Annotated in this window: 21 protein-coding genes; 17 read left to right on the top strand and 4 right to left on the bottom strand. The window is 71.8% G+C overall.

Annotated elements, in window-relative coordinates; translation table 11 throughout:
* The first annotated feature begins 56 nt into the window (after window positions 1–56).
* The 5 genes from ACFT9I_RS04285 to ACFT9I_RS04265 all read left to right on the top strand — a co-directional run bounded on the left by ACFT9I_RS04285 (window position 57) and on the right by ACFT9I_RS04265 (window position 5,739).
* Window positions 57–1,088: an iron-siderophore ABC transporter substrate-binding protein gene (locus ACFT9I_RS04285; protein ID WP_382560456.1), complete on the top strand. Its 1,032-nt coding sequence runs from the start codon at window positions 57–59 to the stop codon at window positions 1,086–1,088.
* 134 nt (window positions 1,089–1,222) lie between these two features.
* Window positions 1,223–2,218: a FecCD family ABC transporter permease gene (locus tag ACFT9I_RS04280; RefSeq protein ID WP_382560822.1), complete on the top strand. Its 996-nt coding sequence runs from the start codon at window positions 1,223–1,225 to the stop codon at window positions 2,216–2,218.
* 3 nt (window positions 2,219–2,221) lie between these two features.
* The gene (locus ACFT9I_RS04275) at window positions 2,222–3,316 is read left to right on the top strand and encodes a FecCD family ABC transporter permease (protein WP_382560454.1); all 1,095 of its coding nucleotides are present in this window, start codon (window positions 2,222–2,224) and stop codon (window positions 3,314–3,316) included.
* Window positions 3,317–3,320: 4 nt separating this feature from the next.
* A complete protein-coding gene (locus ACFT9I_RS04270; protein WP_382560451.1) occupies window positions 3,321–4,238 on the top strand; it encodes an ABC transporter ATP-binding protein in 918 nt (305 codons plus the stop codon).
* 595 nt (window positions 4,239–4,833) lie between these two features.
* Complete coding sequence (locus tag ACFT9I_RS04265; RefSeq protein WP_382560448.1) at window positions 4,834–5,739, top strand: S1 family peptidase; 906 nt, start codon at window positions 4,834–4,836, stop codon at window positions 5,737–5,739.
* A gap of 143 nt (window positions 5,740–5,882) precedes the next feature.
* Here ACFT9I_RS04265 and ACFT9I_RS04260 read toward each other — a convergent pair whose 3' ends face one another.
* Window positions 5,883–6,536, bottom strand: a complete 654-nt coding sequence (locus ACFT9I_RS04260; RefSeq protein WP_382560819.1) for a response regulator — start codon at window positions 6,534–6,536, stop codon at window positions 5,883–5,885.
* 157 nt (window positions 6,537–6,693) lie between these two features.
* Here ACFT9I_RS04260 and ACFT9I_RS04255 point away from each other — a divergent pair, with 157 nt between their 5' ends.
* Both ACFT9I_RS04255 and ACFT9I_RS04250 read left to right on the top strand, forming a co-directional pair.
* The gene (locus ACFT9I_RS04255; protein WP_382560445.1) at window positions 6,694–7,608 is read left to right on the top strand and encodes an ATP-binding cassette domain-containing protein; all 915 of its coding nucleotides are present in this window, start codon (window positions 6,694–6,696) and stop codon (window positions 7,606–7,608) included.
* Between the two features lie 14 nt (window positions 7,609–7,622).
* Window positions 7,623–8,366: an ABC transporter permease gene (locus ACFT9I_RS04250; RefSeq protein ID WP_382560442.1), complete on the top strand. Its 744-nt coding sequence runs from the start codon at window positions 7,623–7,625 to the stop codon at window positions 8,364–8,366.
* 42 nt (window positions 8,367–8,408) lie between these two features.
* Here the strand turns inward: ACFT9I_RS04250 and ACFT9I_RS04245 are convergent, their stop codons facing one another.
* Complete coding sequence (locus ACFT9I_RS04245; RefSeq protein WP_382560440.1) at window positions 8,409–10,064, bottom strand: sensor histidine kinase; 1,656 nt, start codon at window positions 10,062–10,064, stop codon at window positions 8,409–8,411.
* 140 nt (window positions 10,065–10,204) lie between these two features.
* On the opposite strand from ACFT9I_RS04245, the gene ACFT9I_RS04240 reads away from it, so the two are divergent.
* Window positions 10,205–10,594, top strand: coding sequence for a VOC family protein (locus ACFT9I_RS04240; protein ID WP_382560437.1), 390 nt, complete (start codon window positions 10,205–10,207; stop codon window positions 10,592–10,594).
* Here ACFT9I_RS04240 and ACFT9I_RS04235 read toward each other — a convergent pair.
* Both ACFT9I_RS04235 and ACFT9I_RS04230 read right to left on the bottom strand, forming a co-directional pair.
* Complete coding sequence (locus tag ACFT9I_RS04235; protein WP_382560435.1) at window positions 10,534–11,283, bottom strand: helix-turn-helix domain-containing protein; 750 nt, start codon at window positions 11,281–11,283, stop codon at window positions 10,534–10,536. The genes ACFT9I_RS04240 and ACFT9I_RS04235 overlap by 61 nt on opposite strands.
* A gap of 35 nt (window positions 11,284–11,318) precedes the next feature.
* On the bottom strand, window positions 11,319–12,452 hold the full coding sequence (locus ACFT9I_RS04230; protein ID WP_382560432.1) for a YihY/virulence factor BrkB family protein: 1,134 nt from the start codon (window positions 12,450–12,452) through the stop codon (window positions 11,319–11,321).
* A 17-nt stretch (window positions 12,453–12,469) separates the two neighbouring features.
* Between ACFT9I_RS04230 and ACFT9I_RS04225 the strand changes: the two genes are divergently transcribed.
* The 9 genes from ACFT9I_RS04225 to cysD all read left to right on the top strand — a co-directional run bounded on the left by ACFT9I_RS04225 (window position 12,470) and on the right by cysD (window position 20,719).
* Entirely contained in the window at window positions 12,470–14,113 is a 1,644-nt protein-coding gene (locus tag ACFT9I_RS04225) for an acyl-CoA dehydrogenase family protein (protein ID WP_382560429.1), read from the top strand.
* Between the two features lie 261 nt (window positions 14,114–14,374).
* Entirely contained in the window at window positions 14,375–15,670 is a 1,296-nt protein-coding gene (locus ACFT9I_RS04220; RefSeq protein ID WP_382560427.1) for a GAF domain-containing protein, read from the top strand.
* 86 nt (window positions 15,671–15,756) lie between these two features.
* Window positions 15,757–16,338 (top strand): GNAT family N-acetyltransferase, encoded by a 582-nt coding sequence (locus tag ACFT9I_RS04215; protein ID WP_382560424.1) that lies wholly within the window; start codon window positions 15,757–15,759, stop codon window positions 16,336–16,338.
* A 68-nt stretch (window positions 16,339–16,406) separates the two neighbouring features.
* Window positions 16,407–16,490, top strand: coding sequence for a putative leader peptide (locus tag ACFT9I_RS04210; RefSeq protein ID WP_329082446.1), 84 nt, complete (start codon window positions 16,407–16,409; stop codon window positions 16,488–16,490).
* Between the two features lie 123 nt (window positions 16,491–16,613).
* Complete coding sequence (locus tag ACFT9I_RS04205) at window positions 16,614–18,311, top strand: nitrite/sulfite reductase (RefSeq protein WP_382560421.1); 1,698 nt, start codon at window positions 16,614–16,616, stop codon at window positions 18,309–18,311.
* The gene (locus ACFT9I_RS04200; RefSeq protein WP_189106622.1) at window positions 18,308–18,484 is read left to right on the top strand and encodes a hypothetical protein; all 177 of its coding nucleotides are present in this window, start codon (window positions 18,308–18,310) and stop codon (window positions 18,482–18,484) included. The genes ACFT9I_RS04205 and ACFT9I_RS04200 overlap by 4 nt, the downstream gene beginning before the upstream one ends.
* Window positions 18,481–19,227, top strand: a complete 747-nt coding sequence (locus tag ACFT9I_RS04195; protein WP_382560419.1) for a phosphoadenylyl-sulfate reductase — start codon at window positions 18,481–18,483, stop codon at window positions 19,225–19,227. The genes ACFT9I_RS04200 and ACFT9I_RS04195 overlap by 4 nt, the downstream gene beginning before the upstream one ends.
* The gene (gene cysC, locus ACFT9I_RS04190; protein WP_382560416.1) at window positions 19,227–19,772 is read left to right on the top strand and encodes an adenylyl-sulfate kinase; all 546 of its coding nucleotides are present in this window, start codon (window positions 19,227–19,229) and stop codon (window positions 19,770–19,772) included. Before ACFT9I_RS04195 ends, cysC begins: the two co-directional genes overlap by 1 nt.
* Complete coding sequence (gene cysD / locus ACFT9I_RS04185) at window positions 19,772–20,719, top strand: sulfate adenylyltransferase subunit CysD (RefSeq protein ID WP_382560414.1); 948 nt, start codon at window positions 19,772–19,774, stop codon at window positions 20,717–20,719. Before cysC ends, cysD begins: the two co-directional genes overlap by 1 nt.

Raw genomic sequence — 20,719 nt, 5'->3', positions numbered from 1 at the left:
TCCCCCTCGCCCCCCACCTCTTCCTGTCCGCTCCATCCGATCCCCGAGGACCACACATGTCCCATCACACCCGACTCACCGCCACGGCCGTCTCGGTCGTGCTGCTCCTGGGCACCGCCGCGTGCGGTTCCGGCGACGACGACAGCGGCAGCGACGGCAAGGCCTCGGCCAAGGTGACCGTCAAGCACAAGTACGGCAGCACCGAGGTCCCCGTGGACCCGGCGCGCGTCGTGACCGTCGGTCTCACCGACCAGGACGCGCTTCTCGCACTCGGCAAGGTCCCGGTCGGCACCACCGAATGGCTCGGCGGCTTCAAGGGCGCGATCGGGCCGTGGGCGGCCGACAAGCTCGGCGGCAAGGCGGCTCCGACCGTACTGAAGGACACCGGCACCGGACCGCAGCCGGAGAAGATCGCCGCGCTGCGGCCCGACGTGATCCTCGCGCTGTACGCGGGTCTCACCAAGGAGCAGTACAACACCCTGTCGAAGATCGCCCCGGTGATCGCCCAGCCCAAGGAGTACCGGGACTTCGGCATTCCGTGGCAGAAGCAGACCGAGACCGTCGGCACGGTGCTCGGCAAGTCCGACGAGGCGAAGAAGCTCGTCGCGGACACCGAGAAGCACATCGAGGAGGTGGCGGCGAAGTACCCGCAGTTCAAGACCGCGACCGCCGCGGTGGCCACCCCGTACGAGGGCATGTTCGTCTTCGGCAGCCAGGACACCCGGCCCCGGCTTCTCCAGTCGCTGGGCTTCAGCCTGCCCGACGGGCTCGACAAGGCGATCGGGGACGAGTTCGGCGCCAACATCAGCAAGGAGCGCACCGATCTGCTCGACACCGACGCCCTGGTCTGGCTGATGACGGACCCGGCGAAGGACGGCCCGAAGCTGCACAAGGACCCGCTGTACGGGAAGCTCGCCGTGGTCGAGGAAGGCCGCGAGGTGCTCGTCAAGGAGCCCAGCGACTTCGGCTACGCCGTCTCGTTCGGGTCGCTGCTGAGCGTGCCCTACACCGTCGACCGGCTCGCGCCGATGCTCGCCGCGGCCGTCGACGGCAAGCCGGCCACCAAGGTCAGCTCGCCGGCGTCCTGACGATGGCCGGGACCGAGAGCAAGACCCGGGCCGAGAACATGACGGAGAAGGCGGCCGGCAAGGTGAGCGCGAACGTGACCGGGCGCGCGACCGTCGCCGACACCGTCGGCCGTGGCGCGCGGTGGCGCCCCGCGCTGCTCGTCACCCTCATCGCCGTCGTGTTCGTCGCGCTGTGTCTGCTGTCGCTCGGGCTCGGCGCCCTGCGGATCCCGCCCGGTCAGGTGCTCGACGCCCTGACCGGGCAGCCGGTCGGCACGCGCGTCGAGGACGTGATCATGTCGGTACGGGTCCCCCGTACCGGCCTCGCGGTGGCGGCGGGCGCCGCGTTGGGCCTGTCCGGCGCGGTGATGCAGGCGCTGACGCACAATCCGCTCGCCGATCCCGGGATCCTCGGGGTGAGCGCGGGCGCCGCGTTCGCCATCGTCGTCGCCGCCGGGCTCCTGGGGCTGAGCGGGCTGAACGGCTACATCTGGTTCGCGTTCGCCGGGGCCATGGCGGCGAGCGTGCTCGTCCACCAGCTCGGGCGCCTCGGCCGGTCCGGGCCGACGCCGGTGAAGCTGGCCCTCGCCGGGGTCACCATCACGTCCGTACTGACGTCGCTGACCAGTGCCGTCGTCCTGACCGACCCGGACGCACTGGACCGCTACCGGTTCTGGTCGGCGGGCTCGCTCGCCGGTCAGGACGCGGCGACGGTCCTGCGGATCCTGCCGTTCCTGGTCGTCGGCGCCGTCCTCGCGGTGCTCATCGCCCCGGCGCTGAACAGTCTCGCGCTCGGTGACGACGTCGCCACCTCGCTCGGGCGCCGGCTGGGGCTGCTGCGCCTCCAGGGTGTCATCGCCGTGACACTGCTGACCGGCGGTTCCGTCGCCGTGATCGGGCCGGTGGTCTTCATCGGTCTTGTCGTCCCGCATGTCGCGCGGGTGCTGGCCCAGTGGGCGGGCATCGGCCCGGACCACCGGTGGCTGCTGCCGCTCTCCGCCGTGCTCGCCGCCTGCCTGCTGCTCGCCGCCGACATCGTGGGCCGGCTGCTCGCCAGCCCCGTCGAGGTGCAGGCGGGCGTCATCGTGGCGTTCATCGGCGGGCCGTTCTTCGTCGTCCTGGTCCGGCGGCGCCGGCTCGCGGAGGTATGAGCCATGACCGTCGATGTCAACTCCCCCGTTTCCAAGGGGCTTTCGAAGAGTCCCGCACGACGGGGCCGGCCCTTCCGGCTGGCCAGGCCGCCGGTCTCCGGCGTCGTACGCCCCCGTCTCGTCGCCGTCTGCGCCGTGCTGGCCGTCGCCGTGTTCGCGGCGCTGTGCTGGGACGTCTCGGTCGGCGAGTACGGCATCCCGCTCACGGACGTCGCCGGCGCGCTGACCGGCTCGGGCGACGCGGGGACCGTCCTCGTCGTCCAGGAACTGCGGCTGCCGCGCGCCATGGTGGGCCTGCTCGCGGGTCTCGCCCTCGGGGTGTCCGGCGCGCTGTTCCAGACCATGACCCGCAATCCGCTCGCCAGCCCCGACATGATCGGGCTGACGCAGGGCGCCGGTACGGCGGTGGTCGCGGGCATCGTCCTCGGCTGGGACTTCGGTCTCGGCCCCCAACTGCTCGGCCTGCTCGGCGCGCTGGTCAGCGCGCTGCTGGTGTACACGCTGGCCTGGCGGCGCGGTACGACCGGCTACCGGATCATCCTCGTCGGCATCGGCGTGTCCTGGATGTGTCTGAGCGCGACCGACTATCTGCTCGCCCGGGGCGGCCGGTTCGAGGCGCAGGCGTCGATGGGCTGGCTCGTCGGAAACCTCAACGGGCGCGACTGGCAGCAGGGCGCGCCGCTCGCCGTGGCGCTGGCGGTGCTGCTGCCCGCCGCGCTGCTGATGGGGCGGCTGATGCGTACGCTCCTGCTCGGCGACGACGTGGCGAAGGGGCTGGGCACCCGGGTCCAGACGGTACGGCTGGTGGTCCTGCTGGTGGGGGTCGGTCTGGTCGCGTTCGCGACCGCCGCCGCCGGTCCGGTCGCCTTCGTGGCGCTGGCCGCGCCGCAGATCGCCCAGCGGGTGGCCCGTACCGCCTGGCCGCCGCCGTTGGCCGCCGGGCTGACCGGCGCGCTCGTCGTCCTCGTGTCCGACGTCCTGGCACGCGAACTGATCCCCGACACCGAACTGCCCGTCGGGATCGTCACCGGGGTGCTCGGCGCACCCGTGCTCCTGTGGCTGCTCGTCCGCGTCAACCGCGCGGGCTCTGGAGGCTGAACCGATGTCGACCACCGTCCCCGAACCCGCCCCGGCCGCTGTCGCGACGCCCGTCGCCGCCGATGCCGGCACCGGCGATCCCGACCTCCGCGCGGAGGGGCTGCACCTCGCGTACGACGACCGGCCGGTCGTCACGGATCTGGATCTGGCCGTGCCGCCGGGCCGGATCACGGCCATCGTGGGCGCCAACGCCTGCGGTAAATCGACCCTGTTGCGCGCGCTGGCCCGGCTGCTGACGCCCCGTCAGGGAGCGGTCCGGCTGGACGGGCGTGAGCTGCACTCCATCCCCACGCGGGAGCTGGCGCAGCGGCTGGGCATCCTCCCGCAGGCGCCGGTGGCGCCCGAGGGGCTGACCGTCGTGGACCTGGTCACGCGCGGGCGTTCGCCGCACCAGACCTGGTGGCGGCAGTGGACGAAGGCCGACGAACAGGCCGTCCACGACGCCCTGGAGGCGACGGCGACGACCGAGCTGGCCGACCGCTCGGTCGACGAACTCTCCGGCGGGCAGCGGCAGCGTGCCTGGATCGCGATGGCGGTCGCGCAGGGCACCGGTGTGATGCTGCTGGACGAGCCGACGACGTATCTGGACCTGGCCCATCAGATCGACGTGCTCGATCTCATCGTGGACCTCAACCGCGCCGAGGGGCGCACGGTGGTGATGGTGCTGCACGACCTCAACCAGGCGTGCCGGTACGCCGATCACCTCATCGCGATGAAGGCGGGCCGCATCGTCGCGGAGGGCGCGCCGGCCGACGTCATGACGGTGGAGACGGTGCAGGACGTCTTCGGGCTGCGCTGTCGGATCACGACCGATCCGGTGAGCGGCACCCCGTTGGTGATCCCGCTGGGCAGGCACCACGGCGCCGGTCCCGGGCCGGGCCCCGGCACCGGCCCCGATCATGTTTCCGTGGAGGGTCCCTGAGGGATTAGCACGCTTCGCGCCGTCGCACAAGAGAATCGGCCTGGCCGGAAGCGGACAGTCCGGATACCGCCGACTCAGGGCCGTAGCGAACAAATTCAGCCATCGAGCCGGTGAACACAAGTCGTACGTACGCCCCATACCGCCGCACCGGCAACAGTACCGATCCCCGCCGTGCGCCTGCTGACCGGCCCGGAGCATGGCAGTACACACCGCTCATACCGGGTGCCGAATCGCCCTGCAAACCGTGTGTGTTCGTGACGTGACCCGTCGCAGCTCATCTGTATACAGGCTCAAACCCGCCGCCTCACTGGGAGTTCACGCCCGAGGCCCGCACCGCGCCCCCGTTCCCGGCTGCTTTGCAGCAAACCGCTGGCCACGCGGGTGCGAAGCGGTGGCGGCGCCCCGGCGGAGGGGCCTTGGCGGGGTTCCGGGGCGCGGGCGGTCGGGGGTCCGGAAGTCGGCCTTGTGTACGAGGCGTGGCACGTCAACGATTCCATCCGTGCGGATCGACAGGTCCACAGCCGGTAACTACCGGCCGCGGACCGACGCACGAACAACGGCCCACACCCCACGGGGCCGTGCTTTCCCCCCACCGATGGAGGATTTCGTGACCTTCAAGCGCTTCTCCCCCCTCAATGGCGTGTCCAGACGCGCTCGTGTCCTCGCCGTGTCGACCGGCCTCGTGGCCGCCGTCGCGCTCGCCGTGCCGTCCGCCGTGGCCGCACCGGCCCCCGAGGCCAAGGTGACGGCGGCTCAGCTCGCCGACGCCAGCTCCGCCGTTCGCGGCGCGGACGTCGCCGGTACCGCCTGGTACACCGACAAGGCCACCGGCAAGATCGTCGTCACCGCGGACACCACCGTCTCGGCGGCCGAGCTGGCCGAGGTCAAGTCGGCCCTCGCGGACACCGAGGCCGACGTGACGATCAAGCGCACCCCGGGCACCTTCAGCAAGCTGATCGCCGGCGGCGAGGCCATCACCACCGGTGGCGCCCGCTGCTCGCTCGGCTTCAACGTGACCAACGGCAGCGCGAACTACGCGATCACCGCCGGTCACTGCACCAACATCGGCAGCAGCTGGTCCATCGGCACGACCGCCGGTTCCAGCTTCCCGGGCAACGACTACGGGATCATCCAGCACTCGAACCCGGGTGCGGCCGACGGCAGGGTCTACCTGTACAACGGCTCGTACCAGGAGATCACCGGCGCGGGCGACCCGTCGGTCGGCCAGGGCGTGCAGCGCAGCGGCAGCACCACCGGTCTGCACGGCGGCTCGGTCACCGGTCTCAACGCGACCGTGAACTACGGCGCCGACGGCATCGTCTCCGGCCTCATCCAGACCAACGTCTGCGCCGAGCCCGGCGACAGCGGCGGCCCGCTCTTCGCCGGCACCACGGCGCTGGGCATCACGTCCGGCGGCAGCGGCAACTGCTCCTCCGGCGGCACCACGTTCTTCCAGCCGGTCACCGAGGCCCTCAGCGTCTACGGCGTCTCGATCATCTGAGGCCTCCCCCGGGGCTTCGAGGGTGACGATCCTCTGAGTTTCTGACGGACGCAGGGATACGCATCCCCGGCGGGCCGCGCCCATGGCGCGGCCCGCTGTCGTATGCCCGCGCTGTCGTACTCCCGCCGTCGGATGCCCGCCCCCTAGGGTCCGGTGCCGCGGCCGACCAGGCCCGCCTCGTACGCCGCGATCGCCGCCTCCACCCGGTTGCGTACGCCCAACTTGGCCAGGATCGCGCTGACATGGGCCTTCACCGTGCCCTCGACCACATACAGGCGCCCGCCGATCTCGGCGTTGGAGAGCCCCGATCCGACCAGCGCCAGTACGTCGTGCTCCCGCTCGGTCAGCCGCTCCGCCAGCGGTCTGACCGCCGCCGCGCCCGAGCCGCCCGCCCGTAGCCCCGCCACGACACGGGCCGCCACCTTGGGCGAGAGGTACGCGCCGCCCCCGGCCACCGCGTGCACGCCCGTCAGCAGTTCCCTGGGGTCGTCCGCCTTCAGCAGGAAGCCGTCGGCGCCGCCACGCAGCGCGCGGGCGATGAAGTCGTCCTCGCCGAAGGTCGTCAGCATGACCACCGCCGTGCCCGGCAGCTCACGGTGGATCCGCTCCGCCGCGACGATCCCGTCGAGCCTCGGCATCTGGATGTCCAACAGGGCCACGTCCGGAGCGTGTCGGCGTACGGCGTCGACGGCCTCCTGCCCGTCCCTCGCCTCCGCGACGACCTCGATCCCCGGATCCCGCGCCAGAATCGCGCCCACCCCGGCGCGGACCAGCGCCTCGTCGTCTGCCACCAGCACCCTGACCACCGGCGGAGTGTACCGAGCCGGCCCGCGCGGGGGTCCCTGCCGAAAGTAAGGGGCGTGATCGCCGACGAACGGCAGATGTGCGCGAACTCCGTTGATTCGTACCGTCCGAGGACCGAGACGGACGGCATCGGAAGGAACGGGCACACACGTGATCACCCTGAGAGGGCTGACGAAACGCTACGGCGGCACCGTCGCCGTGGACGGTCTGACACTGGACGTCACGGAGGGCCGGGTGACCGGCTTCCTCGGCCCGAACGGGGCCGGGAAGTCGACCACCATGCGCATGATCCTGGGGCTGGACCACCCGACCGCGGGAACGGCGCTCATCGACGGCAGCCCGTACGCCGCGCTGCGTCATCCCCTGCGCGAGGTCGGCGCGCTGCTGGACGCGAAAGCCCTGCACCCGGCGCGCTCCGCCCGCGCCCATCTGACGGCGCAGGCCCGCAGCAACGGCATCCCGGTGGGCCGGGTGGAGGAAGTCCTGGAGATGGTGGGGCTCACGGCGGTGGCCCGTAAGCGCGCCGGGGCGTTCTCGCTGGGCATGTACCAGCGGCTCGGCATCGCGGGCGCCCTGCTCGGCGACCCGCGCGTCCTCGTCTTCGACGAGCCCGTCAACGGTCTCGACCCGGACGGGGTGCGCTGGGTACGCGAGTTGGTGCGCTCACTGGCCTCCGAGGGCCGCACGGTCTTCCTCTCCAGCCATCTGATGAGCGAGATGCAGCTGACGGCCGATCAACTGGTCGTCATCGGGCGGGGAAAGCTGCTGGCCGACTCGGCGATGGCGGAGTTCCTGGCCGCCGGCTCACTCGCCTCCGTACGGGTGGGGGTCCCCGACGCCGACGACCGGCGCGCGCTCGCGGGTCAACTGTCCCGGCAGGGCGCGGACGTGGCGCCGGCCGGTGCGACGGAGCTGGTCGTGAAGGGCCGGACGGCCGGGGACGTGGGAGACGCCGCGCACGGGTTGGGTGTCCGGCTGCATGAACTGCGCGCGGTCTCGGCCTCGTTGGAGCAGGCGTACATGGAACTGACGGCGGAGAGCGTGGAGTACGGGGCGGGCGCGTGAGGGGCGTGCGGGGCGTGACGGGCGGACTCGCGGGGGCCGTGGCCGCCGAGTGGACCAAGCTGTGGACGGTACGCACGGCGTACGTGTGCCTGGTCGCGGGCGCGGTGCTGATGGGGGTGTTCACCTTCTACTACGGTGCCATCGCCCGGATCAACGACCACCCCGTCCAGCCGGTCGGCAACGCGCCGGTGGCCGCCGCCACGCTGGTCCAGTTCGTGGTGGTCGTCCTGGCGATGACCGCGGTGACGAGCGAGTACGCGACGACCAGCGTGCGCGCGACGCTGCTGTGGGTGCCGGTCAGACACCGTGTGCAACTGGCCAAGGCGCTGGTCACCGCCGTGGTGGCGGTCGCGGCGGGTGTGCTGCTCGGGGTGCTGGGCACGGCGGTGGCGTGGGCGTCGTTCGAGGGCCGCGCGACGTTCGACCGCACCACGGTCGTCGGTCAAGTGCTGCTGCTGGGCTGCTACTTGGCGCTCGTGGCGGTGCTGACGGCAGGTGTGTCGTTCGCCCTGCGGGCACCGGCCGGGGTGCTGACGGTGCTCTTCCTGCTGCTGTACGGCGTGCCGACCATGCTGGTGGGGCTGGGCGGTGAGGTGCTGCTGACGGTGAACGACTACCTGCCGCACAGCGCGGGCACGCACGCCATGCTGGCCGACGAGGCACCGTACCCACCGCCGGTGGGCTTCCTGATCGTGGCGGCGTGGGCGGCCGTCGGCCATCTGACCGGCCGTCAGGTACTGCGGCGCCGCGACGCGTAGTCGCGACGGCCGCGCGCCGTCGCCGACCGCTGCCAGCCGCCGTCAGCCGCCGTCCGAGCCGGGCACGACGTCCTTGGCCACCAACCGGGTGCCCGCGTAGCAGAGCCGGTAGACGTCCGACTGGTCGAGCAAGCTGCCGTTCGACCGGTAGAACTCGCAGACCGTCCCGGCGGGCCGGGGCAGGGACTTCGTGGCGTCGGAGACGTACGGGAACTGCCGCGCCGGAAGGTGGTGCGCGAACTCCGCCCGGTGTCGGCCGACTTGGAGGTCCGCGAAGTCGGCGGGCCGCAGCACGCAGGTCGCCAGCTGGAACGCGGCGTAGGCGGCGGATCCGAGGGCGACCAGCCCGAATCCGCCGGGCAGCGCGAACGCGGCGGCGAACCGCAACCTGGTCCGGTGCCGGGCGGCGGTGAGCTGCCGTACGGACTCCGAGTCCGGCTCCGCCCCCGAATCCGATGCGTGCTCCTGTGCCGGAGCCGGCTCCCGCCCCGTGTTCCTCGGCAGGTCCGGCATCGTCGCGACGACCTCGAACCCGTCCCCGTCCCCACCCCCGTACGGCGTCGCCCGCAGTGTCCCGCCGACCACGTGAACCCGTTCACGCAGCCCGGCCAGTCCCCGCCCGCCGGACTCGGGCCGCGCCGACGACAACTGCCCTGCGGCAGAAGCCATGTTGGTCACCCGCACCTCGGTGCGCCCGCCCTCGTGCGTGATCCGCACCCGTACCGCTCCCCCGGGCGCGTGCTTCGCCGCGTTGGTCAGCGACTCCTGCACCACCCGGTACACGGCCCGCTCCACGAGCGGCGAGAGGCCGGGCGGCTCCGGGCGGCCCTCGCGTCGCAGGCCGACGGTGACGCCGGAGTCCCGTGCCCGGTCGACCAGTTCCTCGACGGACTCGGCCGTCGGCGTGGCGGCCCGGTCGCCCTCGTCGTCACGCAACACCCCGACGGTGTCACGCAGATGACCGACCGCGTCCGCCACGGCGGCCCTCAACTCACCCAGGTCCGCCCGGTCTTGACCGGTCAGCGTCGGTGAGAGTTCCAGGGCGCCCGCCCGTAGCGCGATGAGGCTCAGCTCATGGCCGAGTGAGTCGTGCATGTCGGCGGCGATCCTGGTCCGTTCCCGCAGCCGGGCCTGTTCGGCGACGAGCCGCTGCTGCCGCTCCAGGAGCTGTGCCCGCTGCCAGCCGCCTCGTACGAGCGCCAGCCGCGCCTGCCAGTAGCGGCCGAACAGCCAGGGGACCAGCAGCGCCAGGGGCAGGACCGACAGCGTCCAGTACCACCACACCGCACCCACGCCCAGCACGGCGCAGAGCGCCAGGTCGATCGCCAGACAGCCGCCGAACGTCCACAGCGCGCGGCGGGTGGTGGTCGGTCCGGTGCCCAGCAGACAGGCCGAGACCGCCAGCGCCAAAACGTAGGCGTTGGCCGGGGTGACGGGGTGGGCGAGGCCCAGCGCGCACAGCGCGTTGACGGCGAACACGGCGGCGACCGGCCATCGGCGGGCACCCGGGATCGCCACCGCGAGAACGACGAGCGGCAGTACCAGTTCCAGCGCGACGGAGGAGTCGGGGTGTCCCACGAACCAGACGAGCGCGGCCCCGGCCAGGGCCGCCCACAGGGTGGTGTCACGGACGACGGGGCCGACCGCCGCCCCCGCCCCCGGTGCGCCCGCCTCGCTGTTCCCGCCCCACCGCAGCACCGTTCGAGGCTATCGAACGAGGGTGGTCAGGGCCCCGTCCGATTCCCGTCCCATTCCCATCCCATTCCCGTCCGTCTCCCGGCCGATTCCCGTCCGATTCGTTCAAGACCGGCCCGGCGGTCGGCGCCTACGTTGGTCCCATGACTCCACGACTCGATCTGATCGGCATCGTCACCTCCGACATGGCGGCCTCGCTCGCCTTCTACCGCAGGCTCGGCCTGGACATCCCCACCGACGCGGACGCCGCCCCCCATGTGGAAGCCGCCCTCCCGGGCGGAATGCGGCTCGCCTGGGACACGGAGGACGTCGTGCGCTCCTTCGATCCCGACTGGACCCCGCCGACCGGCGACCGGCTGGGCCTGAACTTCCTCTGCGACAGCCCCGCCGACGTCGACGCGGTCTACGCGGAGCTGACCGGCGCCGGATACCGCGGCCACCTCAAGCCGTGGAACGCGACCTGGGGCCAGCGTTACGCGGTCGTGCTCGACCCGGACGGCTGCGGCGTCTCGCTGTTCGCCAACGCCGCGTAGGCACCGAGGGTGAGGCCCGCCAGTTCGCGCGTCTCCCTGGCGAGATGCGCCTGGTCGGCGTAGCCCGCGACGACGGCGGCCTCCGCGAACGGCACCGACGCCCGTACGAGCGCGAGCGCGCGCTGGAGGCGCAGAACGCGGGCCAGGGTCTTGGGACCGTAACCGAAGGCGTCCAGGGAGCGGCGGTGCAGCCGCCGGGTGCCGAGGCCGACGCTCTCGGCGACGGAGGCGACCGTGCGGCCCGCGTCGAGCCCGGCCACGACGGCGCGCAGCAGCGGGTCGGGCGGTCCGGCGACGGCCATCCGCCGCAGCGCCGCCGATTCCAGCGCGGCGGCCGGGTCGGTGGCGGCGGCGACCCGCTCGGCGGTGTCACGGCCCTCGGAGCCCGGCCAGAGGTCGGTGAGGTCCACGCGCCGGTCGCGCAGTTCGTGCGCCGGTACGCCCAGGAGCGCGGGCGCGATGCCGGGCGCGAAACGGACGCCGACGGCGTCGGCGAAACCGTCGCCACCGGCCAGGTCCGGCGTGAACGCGTGGGTGTCGGGTCCGGCGACGCTCAGCCGGCCGCCGATCCAGAGCAGATCCATGCAGCCGTCCGGCAGGACGGGGTAGACGGGGCCGTCGTCCCGTTCCGGCGCTGTCCGCGTCCACACGACGACGCCCTCGACGCGCGACGCCCGTTCCCTGTACACACCTCAAGGCTAAACGCCCCGGGCCGGGGCGGCGGCTACGGCTTCTGCTCCTTGTCGCGCCCCGCGTGGAACCGGGACTTCAGGTCGTCCGGCGGCAGGAAGCGGGACCAGCGCTCCGGGAATTCCGAGGGCATGTCCGGGTCGGGCCCGTAGTCCCCGTCGTCCGGGTCGACCGACAGCGCCTCCACGCGCGCCACCAGCTCCGCGGCCTGCGCCGCCCGCAGGCGGTCGTTGGCGGCGCGTGCCGCCGCCGTGGAGACGGACGGCCAGACCCGGTCGATGGCGGCGTTGACCGCCGCGCCGACCAGGACGGCGAAGGCCGAGATCCCTATCCACAGGAGGACCGCGATGGGCGCGGCGAGGGATCCGTAGATGGTGGGGCCCTCGACCGTGCTCGTGAGATAGATCCGCAGCAGGAAGCTGCCGAAGACCCACATGCCGAGGGCCACCAGCGCGCCCGGCACGTCCTCGATCCACGGTGACCGCGCGGGCACGGACACGTGGTAGAGCGTGGTCAGGAAGGCGATGGAGAGCAGGATCACCACCGGCCAGTACAGGACGCTGGCGACCTCCGTACCCCAGGGGATGAGGTCGACGACCCGGTCGGGCCCCACCACCGCCAGGGGCAGCACGACGGCGCCTATGAGCAGCGCCACGATGTAGAGCAGGAAGGCGAGCAGCCGGGTGGCGACGATGCCGCGCCGGCCGTCGAGTCCGTACATCACGGTGATCGTGTCGATGAAGACGTTCACCGCCCGTGAGCCCGACCAGAGCGCGATGGCGAAACCGATGGAGATGAGGTCGGGGCGCCCGCCGTGCGTGACGTCCGACAGGAGCGGTCTCGCGATCTGGTCGACGCCTCTGTCCGAGAGAACCGTGCCGACCGCGGTGAGGATGTTCTCCTCGATCGAGGCGACGGTGGTGGTGTTGGTCCAGTCGTCTATGTACCCGAGCAGGCCGAGGAGACCCATCATCAACGGCGGGAGGGAGAGCAGCGTGAAGAACGCCGCCTCCGCCGCGAGACCGAGAATCCGGTACTCGATGCACGAGTTGACGGTGTCCTTCAGCAGCAGCCAGGCCATCTTCCGCATGGGGACGTTGCGGTAGAGGGCACGGGCCCGGCGGAGTCGGCCCGATGGCCGCTCGGGTGTTTCGTTTGCTGCCTGCACCTCCTTACCGTAGCGGCATGACTGCCACCACCCACACAGTGACCAACCAGGTTCCGCCCCTGGTGGGATACGACGTCTTCAGCGGCGACCGGGCCCTCGTGGAGGGCCTGGAGCGGCACGCCGCGCCCGAAGTCCTCGACGAGGCACGCTCGGAGCTGTCCGCGCTCGGTCTCGCGGCCGGTTCGGCACGCGTACAGGAGTGGGGGACGCAGGCCAACGAGAACCCGCCGAAGCTCCGTACGCACGACCGGTACGGCAATCGGATCGACGAGGTCGAGTTCCATCCGGCCTGGCACCAACTCCTCGACGGGGCCGTGTCGGCGGGGCTCACGGACGCCTGGGGCCGGCCGGACGGGCATCTGCGCCGGGCCGCCGGGTTCTACGTGTGGACGCAAGGAGAGGCCGGGAACGGCTGCCCGCTGTCCATGACGCACGCGGCGGTGCCCGCGCTGCGGACGGAGCCGGAGCTGGCCGCCGAGTGGGAGCCGCGGCTCACCTCGCACCGGTACGAGCCCGGTCTGCGGCCCGCCGCGGAGAAGGCCGGTGTGCTGTTCGGGATGGGCATGACGGAGAAGCAGGGCGGCAGCGACGTACGGGCCAACACGACGGCCGCGAGGCCGCTGGACGCCGACGGGGAGTATCTGCTCACCGGGCACAAGTGGTTCTGCTCCGCGCCGATGTGCGACGGGTTCCTGGTGCTGGCGCAGGCGCCGGCCGGGCTGACGTGCTTCCTGGTGCCCCGGGTGCTGCCGGACGGGACGCGCAACGTGTTCCTGATCCAGCGGCTGAAGGACAAGCTGGGCAACCGGTCGAACGCGTCGAGCGAGGTCGAGTTCGACGGCACCTGGGCGCGTCGGGTCGGCGAGGAGGGGCGCGGGGTGCGCACCATCATCGAGATGGTGGCGGCGACCCGGGTGGACTGTGTGCTCGGGTCGGCGGCGCTGATGCGCCAGTCGGTCGCGCAGGCGGTCCATCACGCCGCGCATCGCCGGGCGTTCGGGGGCGAGTTGATCGACAAGCCGCTGATGCGCAACGTACTGGCCGATCTGGCGCTGGAGTCGGAGGCGGCGACGACGCTGGCGCTGCGGCTGGCGGCGGCGCAGGACGCCGTGCAGAGCGACGGCTCGCCGGCGGAGGCGGCGTTCCTGCGGCTCGCGGTGCCGACGGCCAAGTACTGGGTGACGAAGCGGTGTACGCCGGTCGCCGCCGAAGCGCTCGAATGTCTGGGCGGCAACGGCTATGTCGAGGAGTCCGGGATGCCCCGGCTGTTGCGTGAGTCGCCGCTGAACTCGATCTGGGAGGGTTCGGGCAATGTCCAGGCGCTCGACGTGCTGCGCGCGCTCCAGCGTGAGCCGGAGGCGCTGAACGCGTTCCTCCAGGAGGTCGGCAAGGCACGCGGCGCGGACCACCGGCTGGACGGGGCGATCAAGGACCTCCTGACCGAACTCGCCGATCTGAACGGCATCGAGGCCCGCGCGCGGCGGTTGGTGGAGCGGATGGCGCTCGTCCTGCAGGGCTCGCTGCTGGTGCGGTGGGCGCCGTCGGCGGTCGCGGACGCGTTCTGCGCGTCACGGCTGGGCGGGGACTGGGGTACGGCCTTCGGCACGCTGCCGCACAGTCTGGACCTGGAGTCGGTGGTGACGCGGGCGCGGGCGGTCTGAGCCGGCGTTAGGGCCGAGGGTGGTGCTGCGCCGACACGGCACCACCCACGACTTGATGTCACCCTCACGCATGGGGTGGCTGTTCGCCAGGGTTGCAAGTGGTTGCAGAATATCCGGACCGTCGTACCGGCAGCGGGCCGGAACGGCACGATGGGGAGAGCGGAGCGAACTGCTCCGCATGACCCGGTCCATACCCGGTCCATGTCCATGACCGGTCCACGTCCATGAATCGAGAAAGCGCCGTGCGCGGCGGGGGGCCCGATGAAGGACACATCGCTCGATCTGTCACGCCTCACGGCGATGGACGGCGCACAGGCGAGACGGCTGCTCCAGCGGATCCGGGCGGCGTCGCTGGCCGGTGACCGGCCGCCGATGGCGCCCCGCCCCGTCATCGGGGCGTCCTGGCAGCGGATGCGGCGCCTCGGCGTCGACCCCGACCGGCAGCGGACCGGGCGGGTGGTCCTGGCCACGGAGGAGCTCGAACACCGGCGTCGTACATCGGCACTCGCCGAGGTGATACGCGGCGTCACCGACGGGCTGACCGGTATCGCCGACGCGTCGCTCCAGATCCTCGTGGTCTCCGACGACCAGGGCCGCGTCCTGTGGCGCAAGGGCAACGCCAAGGTGCTGCGGCAGGCCGACGGCATCAGCCTGGCGGAGGGCACCGCCTGGTCGGAGCAGGTCACCGGGACCAACGCCATCGGTACGGCGCTGGCCGCCCGCGCCCCGGTGCAGGTCCACTCGGCCGAGCATTTCGTGCACGTCCTGACGAACTGGACCTGCGCGGCCGCGCCGGTGCACGACCCGCGCGACGGACGGCTGCTGGGCGCCATCGACGTGAGCGGCCCGGCGACGGGTTTCCATCCGACGACGCTGGCGCTGGTCACCTCCGTCGCCAAGCTCGCCGAGAGCGAGCTGCGGGAGCGGCATCTGCGGGCCGTCGAGCGGCTGCGTTCGGTCGCGGCGCCGATCCTGTGCCGGGTGGGCGGCAGGGCGGTGGCCGTCGACACGCACGGCTGGACGGCCGCCGTGACGGGGATGGCGCCGGTCGACCGGTTGCCGCTGCCCAGGTCGGTGCGGCCGGGGCGGCTCTGGCTGCCGTCCCTGGGCATGTGCACCGTGGAGCCGCTGCCCGGCGGCTGGCTGCTGACCGTGGAGGAGGAGGCGCCGCCGGACGCGCCGAGCAAGGTCGTGCTGGATCTGAGCCGGCCCCGGCGCTGGTCCGTGACCGTCTCGGGGGCGGCGGGCAGCTGGGCGCAGGAGCTGACGCCGCGCCACGCGGAGCTGCTGTACGTCCTGGCCGTGCACCGGGAGGGGCGGAGCGCGGCGGAGCTGGCGGCGGACGTCTTCGGGGACCCGACGCGGACGGTGACGGTGCGGGCGGAGATGTCCCGGGTGCGCCGTCATCTGTCGGGGGTGCTGGCCCACCGGCCGTACCGCTTCAGCGAGGAGGTCGAGGTGGAGGTCGTACGGCCCGAGCACCCGGCGGAGCTGCTGCCGCACTCGACGGCGCCGGCGGTGGCCGGCGACCGGCTGCACGGCGGGTGGGTCGAATAGGTCCTGCCTTGGGGCGCCCGCCGGGCTCGCGGGGCGCACGATGGCACGGTTTGGCCGGTGCGGGGCCGCGTGATTCCCTGACGACCATGAGCATCACTGTGACCACCTGGTCCCTGGAACAGACCTCCCCGGCCGATCTGCGGCCGGCCGCGGAGCCCGAGGGCGATGTGCGGATCGTCCGGTCCGAGGTCCCCTCCGCGGAGTTCAGCCGGTTCCTCTACACCGCCGTCGGCGGTGACATCCGCTGGACCGACCGGCTGGCCCTGTCGTACGAGGAGTGGCACGAGGCCGTCTCCCGGCCGGGCGTCGAGACCTGGGTGGCGTACGAGAAGGGCACCCCGGCCGGCTACGTGGAGCTGGAGGCGCAGGAGGACGGCACGGTCGAGATCGTGTACTTCGGGCTCATCCCGGCCTTCCGGGGCCGCCGGATCGGCGGGCATCTGCTGTCGTACGGGGTGGCGCGCGCCTGGGACATGGCGGAGCGCCGGCCGGGTCGGACGCCGACGAAGCGGGTCTGGCTGCACACCTGCTCCAAGGACGGGGAGCACGCGATGGACAACTATCTGCGCCGTGGCTTCGTCCTCTTCGACACGAAGGTGGCGGAGGAGCCGGATGTGACGGCCCCGGGACCGTGGGCCGGCGCCCACCAGACACCCCATCTCATCTAGCGGGACAGTCTCGTCCACATCGTGGATCGTGGTGGACTGGCCTCAGATCCGCGTGCCAGGCTTCCCCCATGTCTACAGCTGGAATTGCCTTGGTGAGTCGGCGGCACGTCGATCTCTGCCGCATGTCCAGCGCGATCTGTCGGGCGAGCTGACCACCACAGCTCCTGTCGCCCCTCGCTCACCCCGCTCGAACCTCCCTCTGCGCACCGCTGCGCCGTCAGCTCACGTGTGCAGGTCAGAGCCGCCCTCCGCAGTCCCGAAGGACGTGTCCCGCCATGGCCGCCACCCCTGAGAAGCCCGCCGCCGCCACGCCCCGCCGCAAGGTGAGCCGTCACCGCGGCGAGGGGCAGTGGGCCGTTGGTCACTTCACTCCCCTCAACGCGAACGAGCAGGCCAAGAAGGACGACGACGGTCTCAATGTGCGGACACGCATTGAGACGATCTACTCGAAGGCCGGATTCGACTCGATCGACCCGGCCGACCTGCGGGGACGCATGCGCTGGTGGGGGCTGTACACCCAGCGCAAGCCCGGGATCGACGGCGGCAAGACCGCGATCCTGGAGCCGGAGGAGCTGGACGACAAGTACTTCATGCTGCGGGTCCGGATCGACGGCGGCCGGCTGACCACCGAGCAGCTGCGCGTCATCGGCCAGATCTCGCACGAGTTCGGCCGGGACACGGCCGACATCACCGACCGGCAGAACATCCAGCTGCACTGGATCCGGATCGAGGACGTCCCGGAGATCTGGCGGCGGCTGGAGGGCGTCGGCCTGTCGACCACCGAGGCCTGCGGTGACACGCCCCGCGTGATCCTCGGCTCCCCGGTCGCGGGAGTGGCCGAGAACGAGATCATCGACGGCACCCCGGCGATCGACGAGATCAACGCCCGGTTCATCGGCACCAAGGAGTTCTCGAACCTCCCGCGCAAATTCAAGACGGCCATCTCAGGATCGCCGCTCCTCGATGTCGCGCACGAGATCAACGACATCGCCTTCGTCGGTGTCGAGCACCCCGACCACGGCCCCGGCTTCGACCTGTGGGTCGGCGGGGGTCTGTCGACCAACCCCAAGATCGGCCAGCGCCTCGGCGCCTGGGTCCCGCTGGACGAGGTCGCCGACGTATGGGCCGGCGTCATCGGGATCTTCCGTGACTACGGCTACCGACGGCTGCGCACCCGCGCCCGGCTGAAGTTCCTCCTCGCCGACTGGGGCGCCGAGAAGTTCCGCCGGATCCTCCAGGACGAGTATCTGAAGCGGACACTCGTCGACGGCCCCGCGCCCGAGCGGCCCGTGGAGGAGTGGCGCGACCACGTCGGTGTGCACCGCCAGAAGGACGGCCGGTTCTACGTCGGCTTCGCGCCGCGCGTCGGCCGGGTGGACGGCCCGACCCTGAAGAAGATCGCCGACCTCGCCGAGGAGCACGGCTCCGGGCGGGTGCGGACCACCGTCGAGCAGAAGATGATCGTCCTCGACGTGGCCGAGGACCAGGTCGACTCGCTCGTCGCGGGCCTGGCCTCGCTCGACCTGCGGGTCAAGCCGTCGCCCTTCCGGCGCGGCACGATGGCCTGCACCGGCATCGAGTTCTGCAAGCTGGCGATCGTCGAGACCAAGGCGCGCGGCGCCTCCCTGATCGACGAACTTGAGGACCGTATCCCCGACTTCGACCAGCCGATCACCATCAACGTCAACGGCTGCCCCAACGCCTGCGCCCGGATCCAGGTCGCGGACATCGGTCTCAAGGGCCAGCTGATGCTGGACGGCGACGGCAATCAGGTCGAGGGCTACCAGGTGCACCTCGGTGGCGCGCTCGGTCTGGAGCCCGCGTTCGGCCGCAAGGTCCGCGGTCTGAAGGTCACCGCCGCCGAACTCCCCGACTACGTCGAGCGCGTGCTCACGCGCTTCAGCAAGGAGCGCGAGGCCGACGAGCGTTTCGCCACGTGGGCGGCCCGCGCGTCCGAGGAGGCGCTGTCGTGAGCGAGCGCGCCGCCCCGTTCTACTGCCCCTACTGCGGCGACGAGGACCTGCGCCCGAACGAGCAGGGTCACGGCGCCTGGGAATGCGGAGCCTGCAACCGGGCCTTCCAACTGAAGTTCCTCGGGCTGCTGACCCGTGGGCTGACGACGGACGACGGAGGGGAACGGATATGACGGCTCCGACGGAGACCACGAACACGAACACGACGGATGCGGCCAAGACCGACGACCGGAAGCACGCCGAACTCAAGGCGCTCGCCGAGAGCGCGGGCCGCGAACTCGAAGACGCCTCCGCCCTGGAGATCCTCACCTGGGCCACCACCACCTTCGGCGCCCGCTTCTGCGTCACCTCCTCCATGGAGGACGCGGTGGTCGCCCACCTCGCCTCCCGCGCCCTGCCCGGCGTCGACGTCGTCTTCCTCGACACCGGCTACCACTTCCCCGAGACGATCGGCACCCGCGACGCCGTCGCAGCCGTGATGGACGTCAACGTCATTACGCTCACCCCGCGCGCCACCGTCGCCGAACAGGACGCCGAGCACGGCCCGAAGCTGCACGACCGCGACCCCGACCTGTGCTGCGCCCTGCGCAAGGTCAAGCCCCTCGAAGAGGGCCTGACGGCGTACGACGCCTGGGCGACGGGCCTGCGCCGCGACGAGTCGCCGACCCGCGCGAACACCCCGGTCGTCGGCTGGGACGAGAAGCGCCGCAAGGTCAAGGTCTCGCCGATCGCCCGCTGGACGCAGGAGGACGTGGAGGCGTACGTCGCCGAACACGGCGTCCTCACCAACCCGTTGCTCCAGGACGGTTACGCCTCCGTGGGCTGCGCGCCCTGCACCCGCCGTGTGCTGGAGGGCGAGGACGCCCGCGCCGGCCGCTGGGCGGGCAACTCCAAGACCGAATGCGGGCTGCACTGATGAGCCGGACCGAGCACGGCGCGACGATCTGGCTCACCGGTCTGCCCAGCGCCGGCAAGACCACCATCGCCGTCGAACTGGCGGACCGGCTGCGCTCCGACGGCCACCGCGTGGAGGTCCTGGACGGCGACGAGATCCGCGAGTTCCTCTCCGCGGGCCTCGGCTTCAGCCGCGAGGACCGGCACACCAACGTGCAGCGGATCGGCTTCGTCGCCGAGCTGCTCGCGTCGAACGGCGTCAAGGCGCTGGTGCCGGTGATCGCCCCGTACACCGACAGCCGCGAGGCGGTGCGCAAGCGCCACCAGAGCGAGGGCACCGCGTATCTGGAGGTGCATGTCGCGACTCCGGTCGAGGTGTGCTCCGTACGGGACGTGAAGGGCCTGTACGCGAAGCAGGCGGCCGGCGAGATCAGCGGTCTCACCGGCGTCGACGACCCCTACGAGGCCCCCGAGGAGCCCGACCTGCGGATCGAGTCGCACACGCAGTCCGTGCAGGAGTCCGCGGCGGCGCTCCACGCGCTGCTCACCGAGAGGGGTCTGGCCTGATGACGACGACCGTCGCATCCGTCACCGAGGGCACCGGCGGCAGCGTGGCGCCGTACGCCCTGAGCCATCTGGACGCCCTGGAGTCGGAGGGTGTGCACATCTTCCGTGAGGTGGCGGGTGAGTTCGAGCGGCCGGTGATCCTCTTCTCCGGCGGCAAGGACTCGATCGTCATGCTGCATCTGGCGCTGAAGGCGTTCGCGCCGGCGCCGGTGCCGTTCACGCTGCTGCACGTCGACACCGGTCACAACTTCCCCGAGGTGCTGGCCTACCGCGACCGTACGGTGGCCGAACACGGGCTGCGGCTGCATGTCGCGTCGGTGCAGGAGTACATCGACGCGGGCACCCTGCGCGAGCGCCCCGACGGCACCCGTAACCCTCTCCAGACCCTCCCGTTGACGGAGAAGATCCAGGCCGAGCGGTTCGACGCGGTCTTCGGCGGCGGCCGGCGCGACGAGGAGAAGGCGCGGGCGAAGGAGCGGGTGTTCTCGCTGCGCGACGAGTTCTCGCAGTGGGACCCGCGCCGGCAGCGCCCCGAGCTGTGGCAGCTCTACAACGGGCGGCACGCGCCGGGCGAGCACGTGCGGGTCTTCCCGCTCTCCAACTGGACCGAGCTGGACGTGTGGCAGTACATCGCACGCGAGGGCATCGAACTGCCCGAGATCTACTTCGCGCACGAGCGTGAGGTCTTCAACCGCCACGGCATGTGGCTGACGGCGGGCGACTGGGGCGGCCCCAAGGAGGGCGAGCCCAGCGAGACCCGCCTGGTGCGCTATCGCACCGTCGGCGACATGTCCTGCACGGGCGCCGTCGACTCCGAGGCCACCACGCTGGACGCCGTCATCACGGAGATCACCGCATCCCGCCTCACCGAGCGGGGCGCCTCCCGCGCCGACGACAAGATGTCCGAGGCCGCCATGGAAGACCGCAAGCGCGAAGGGTACTTCTAA

The sequence above is a fragment of the Streptomyces sp. NPDC057137 genome, assembly GCF_042670825.1.
Taxonomy (GTDB): Bacteria; Actinomycetota; Actinomycetes; order Streptomycetales; family Streptomycetaceae; genus Streptomyces.
This window is presented reverse-complemented; position numbering and strand designations above follow the sequence as displayed.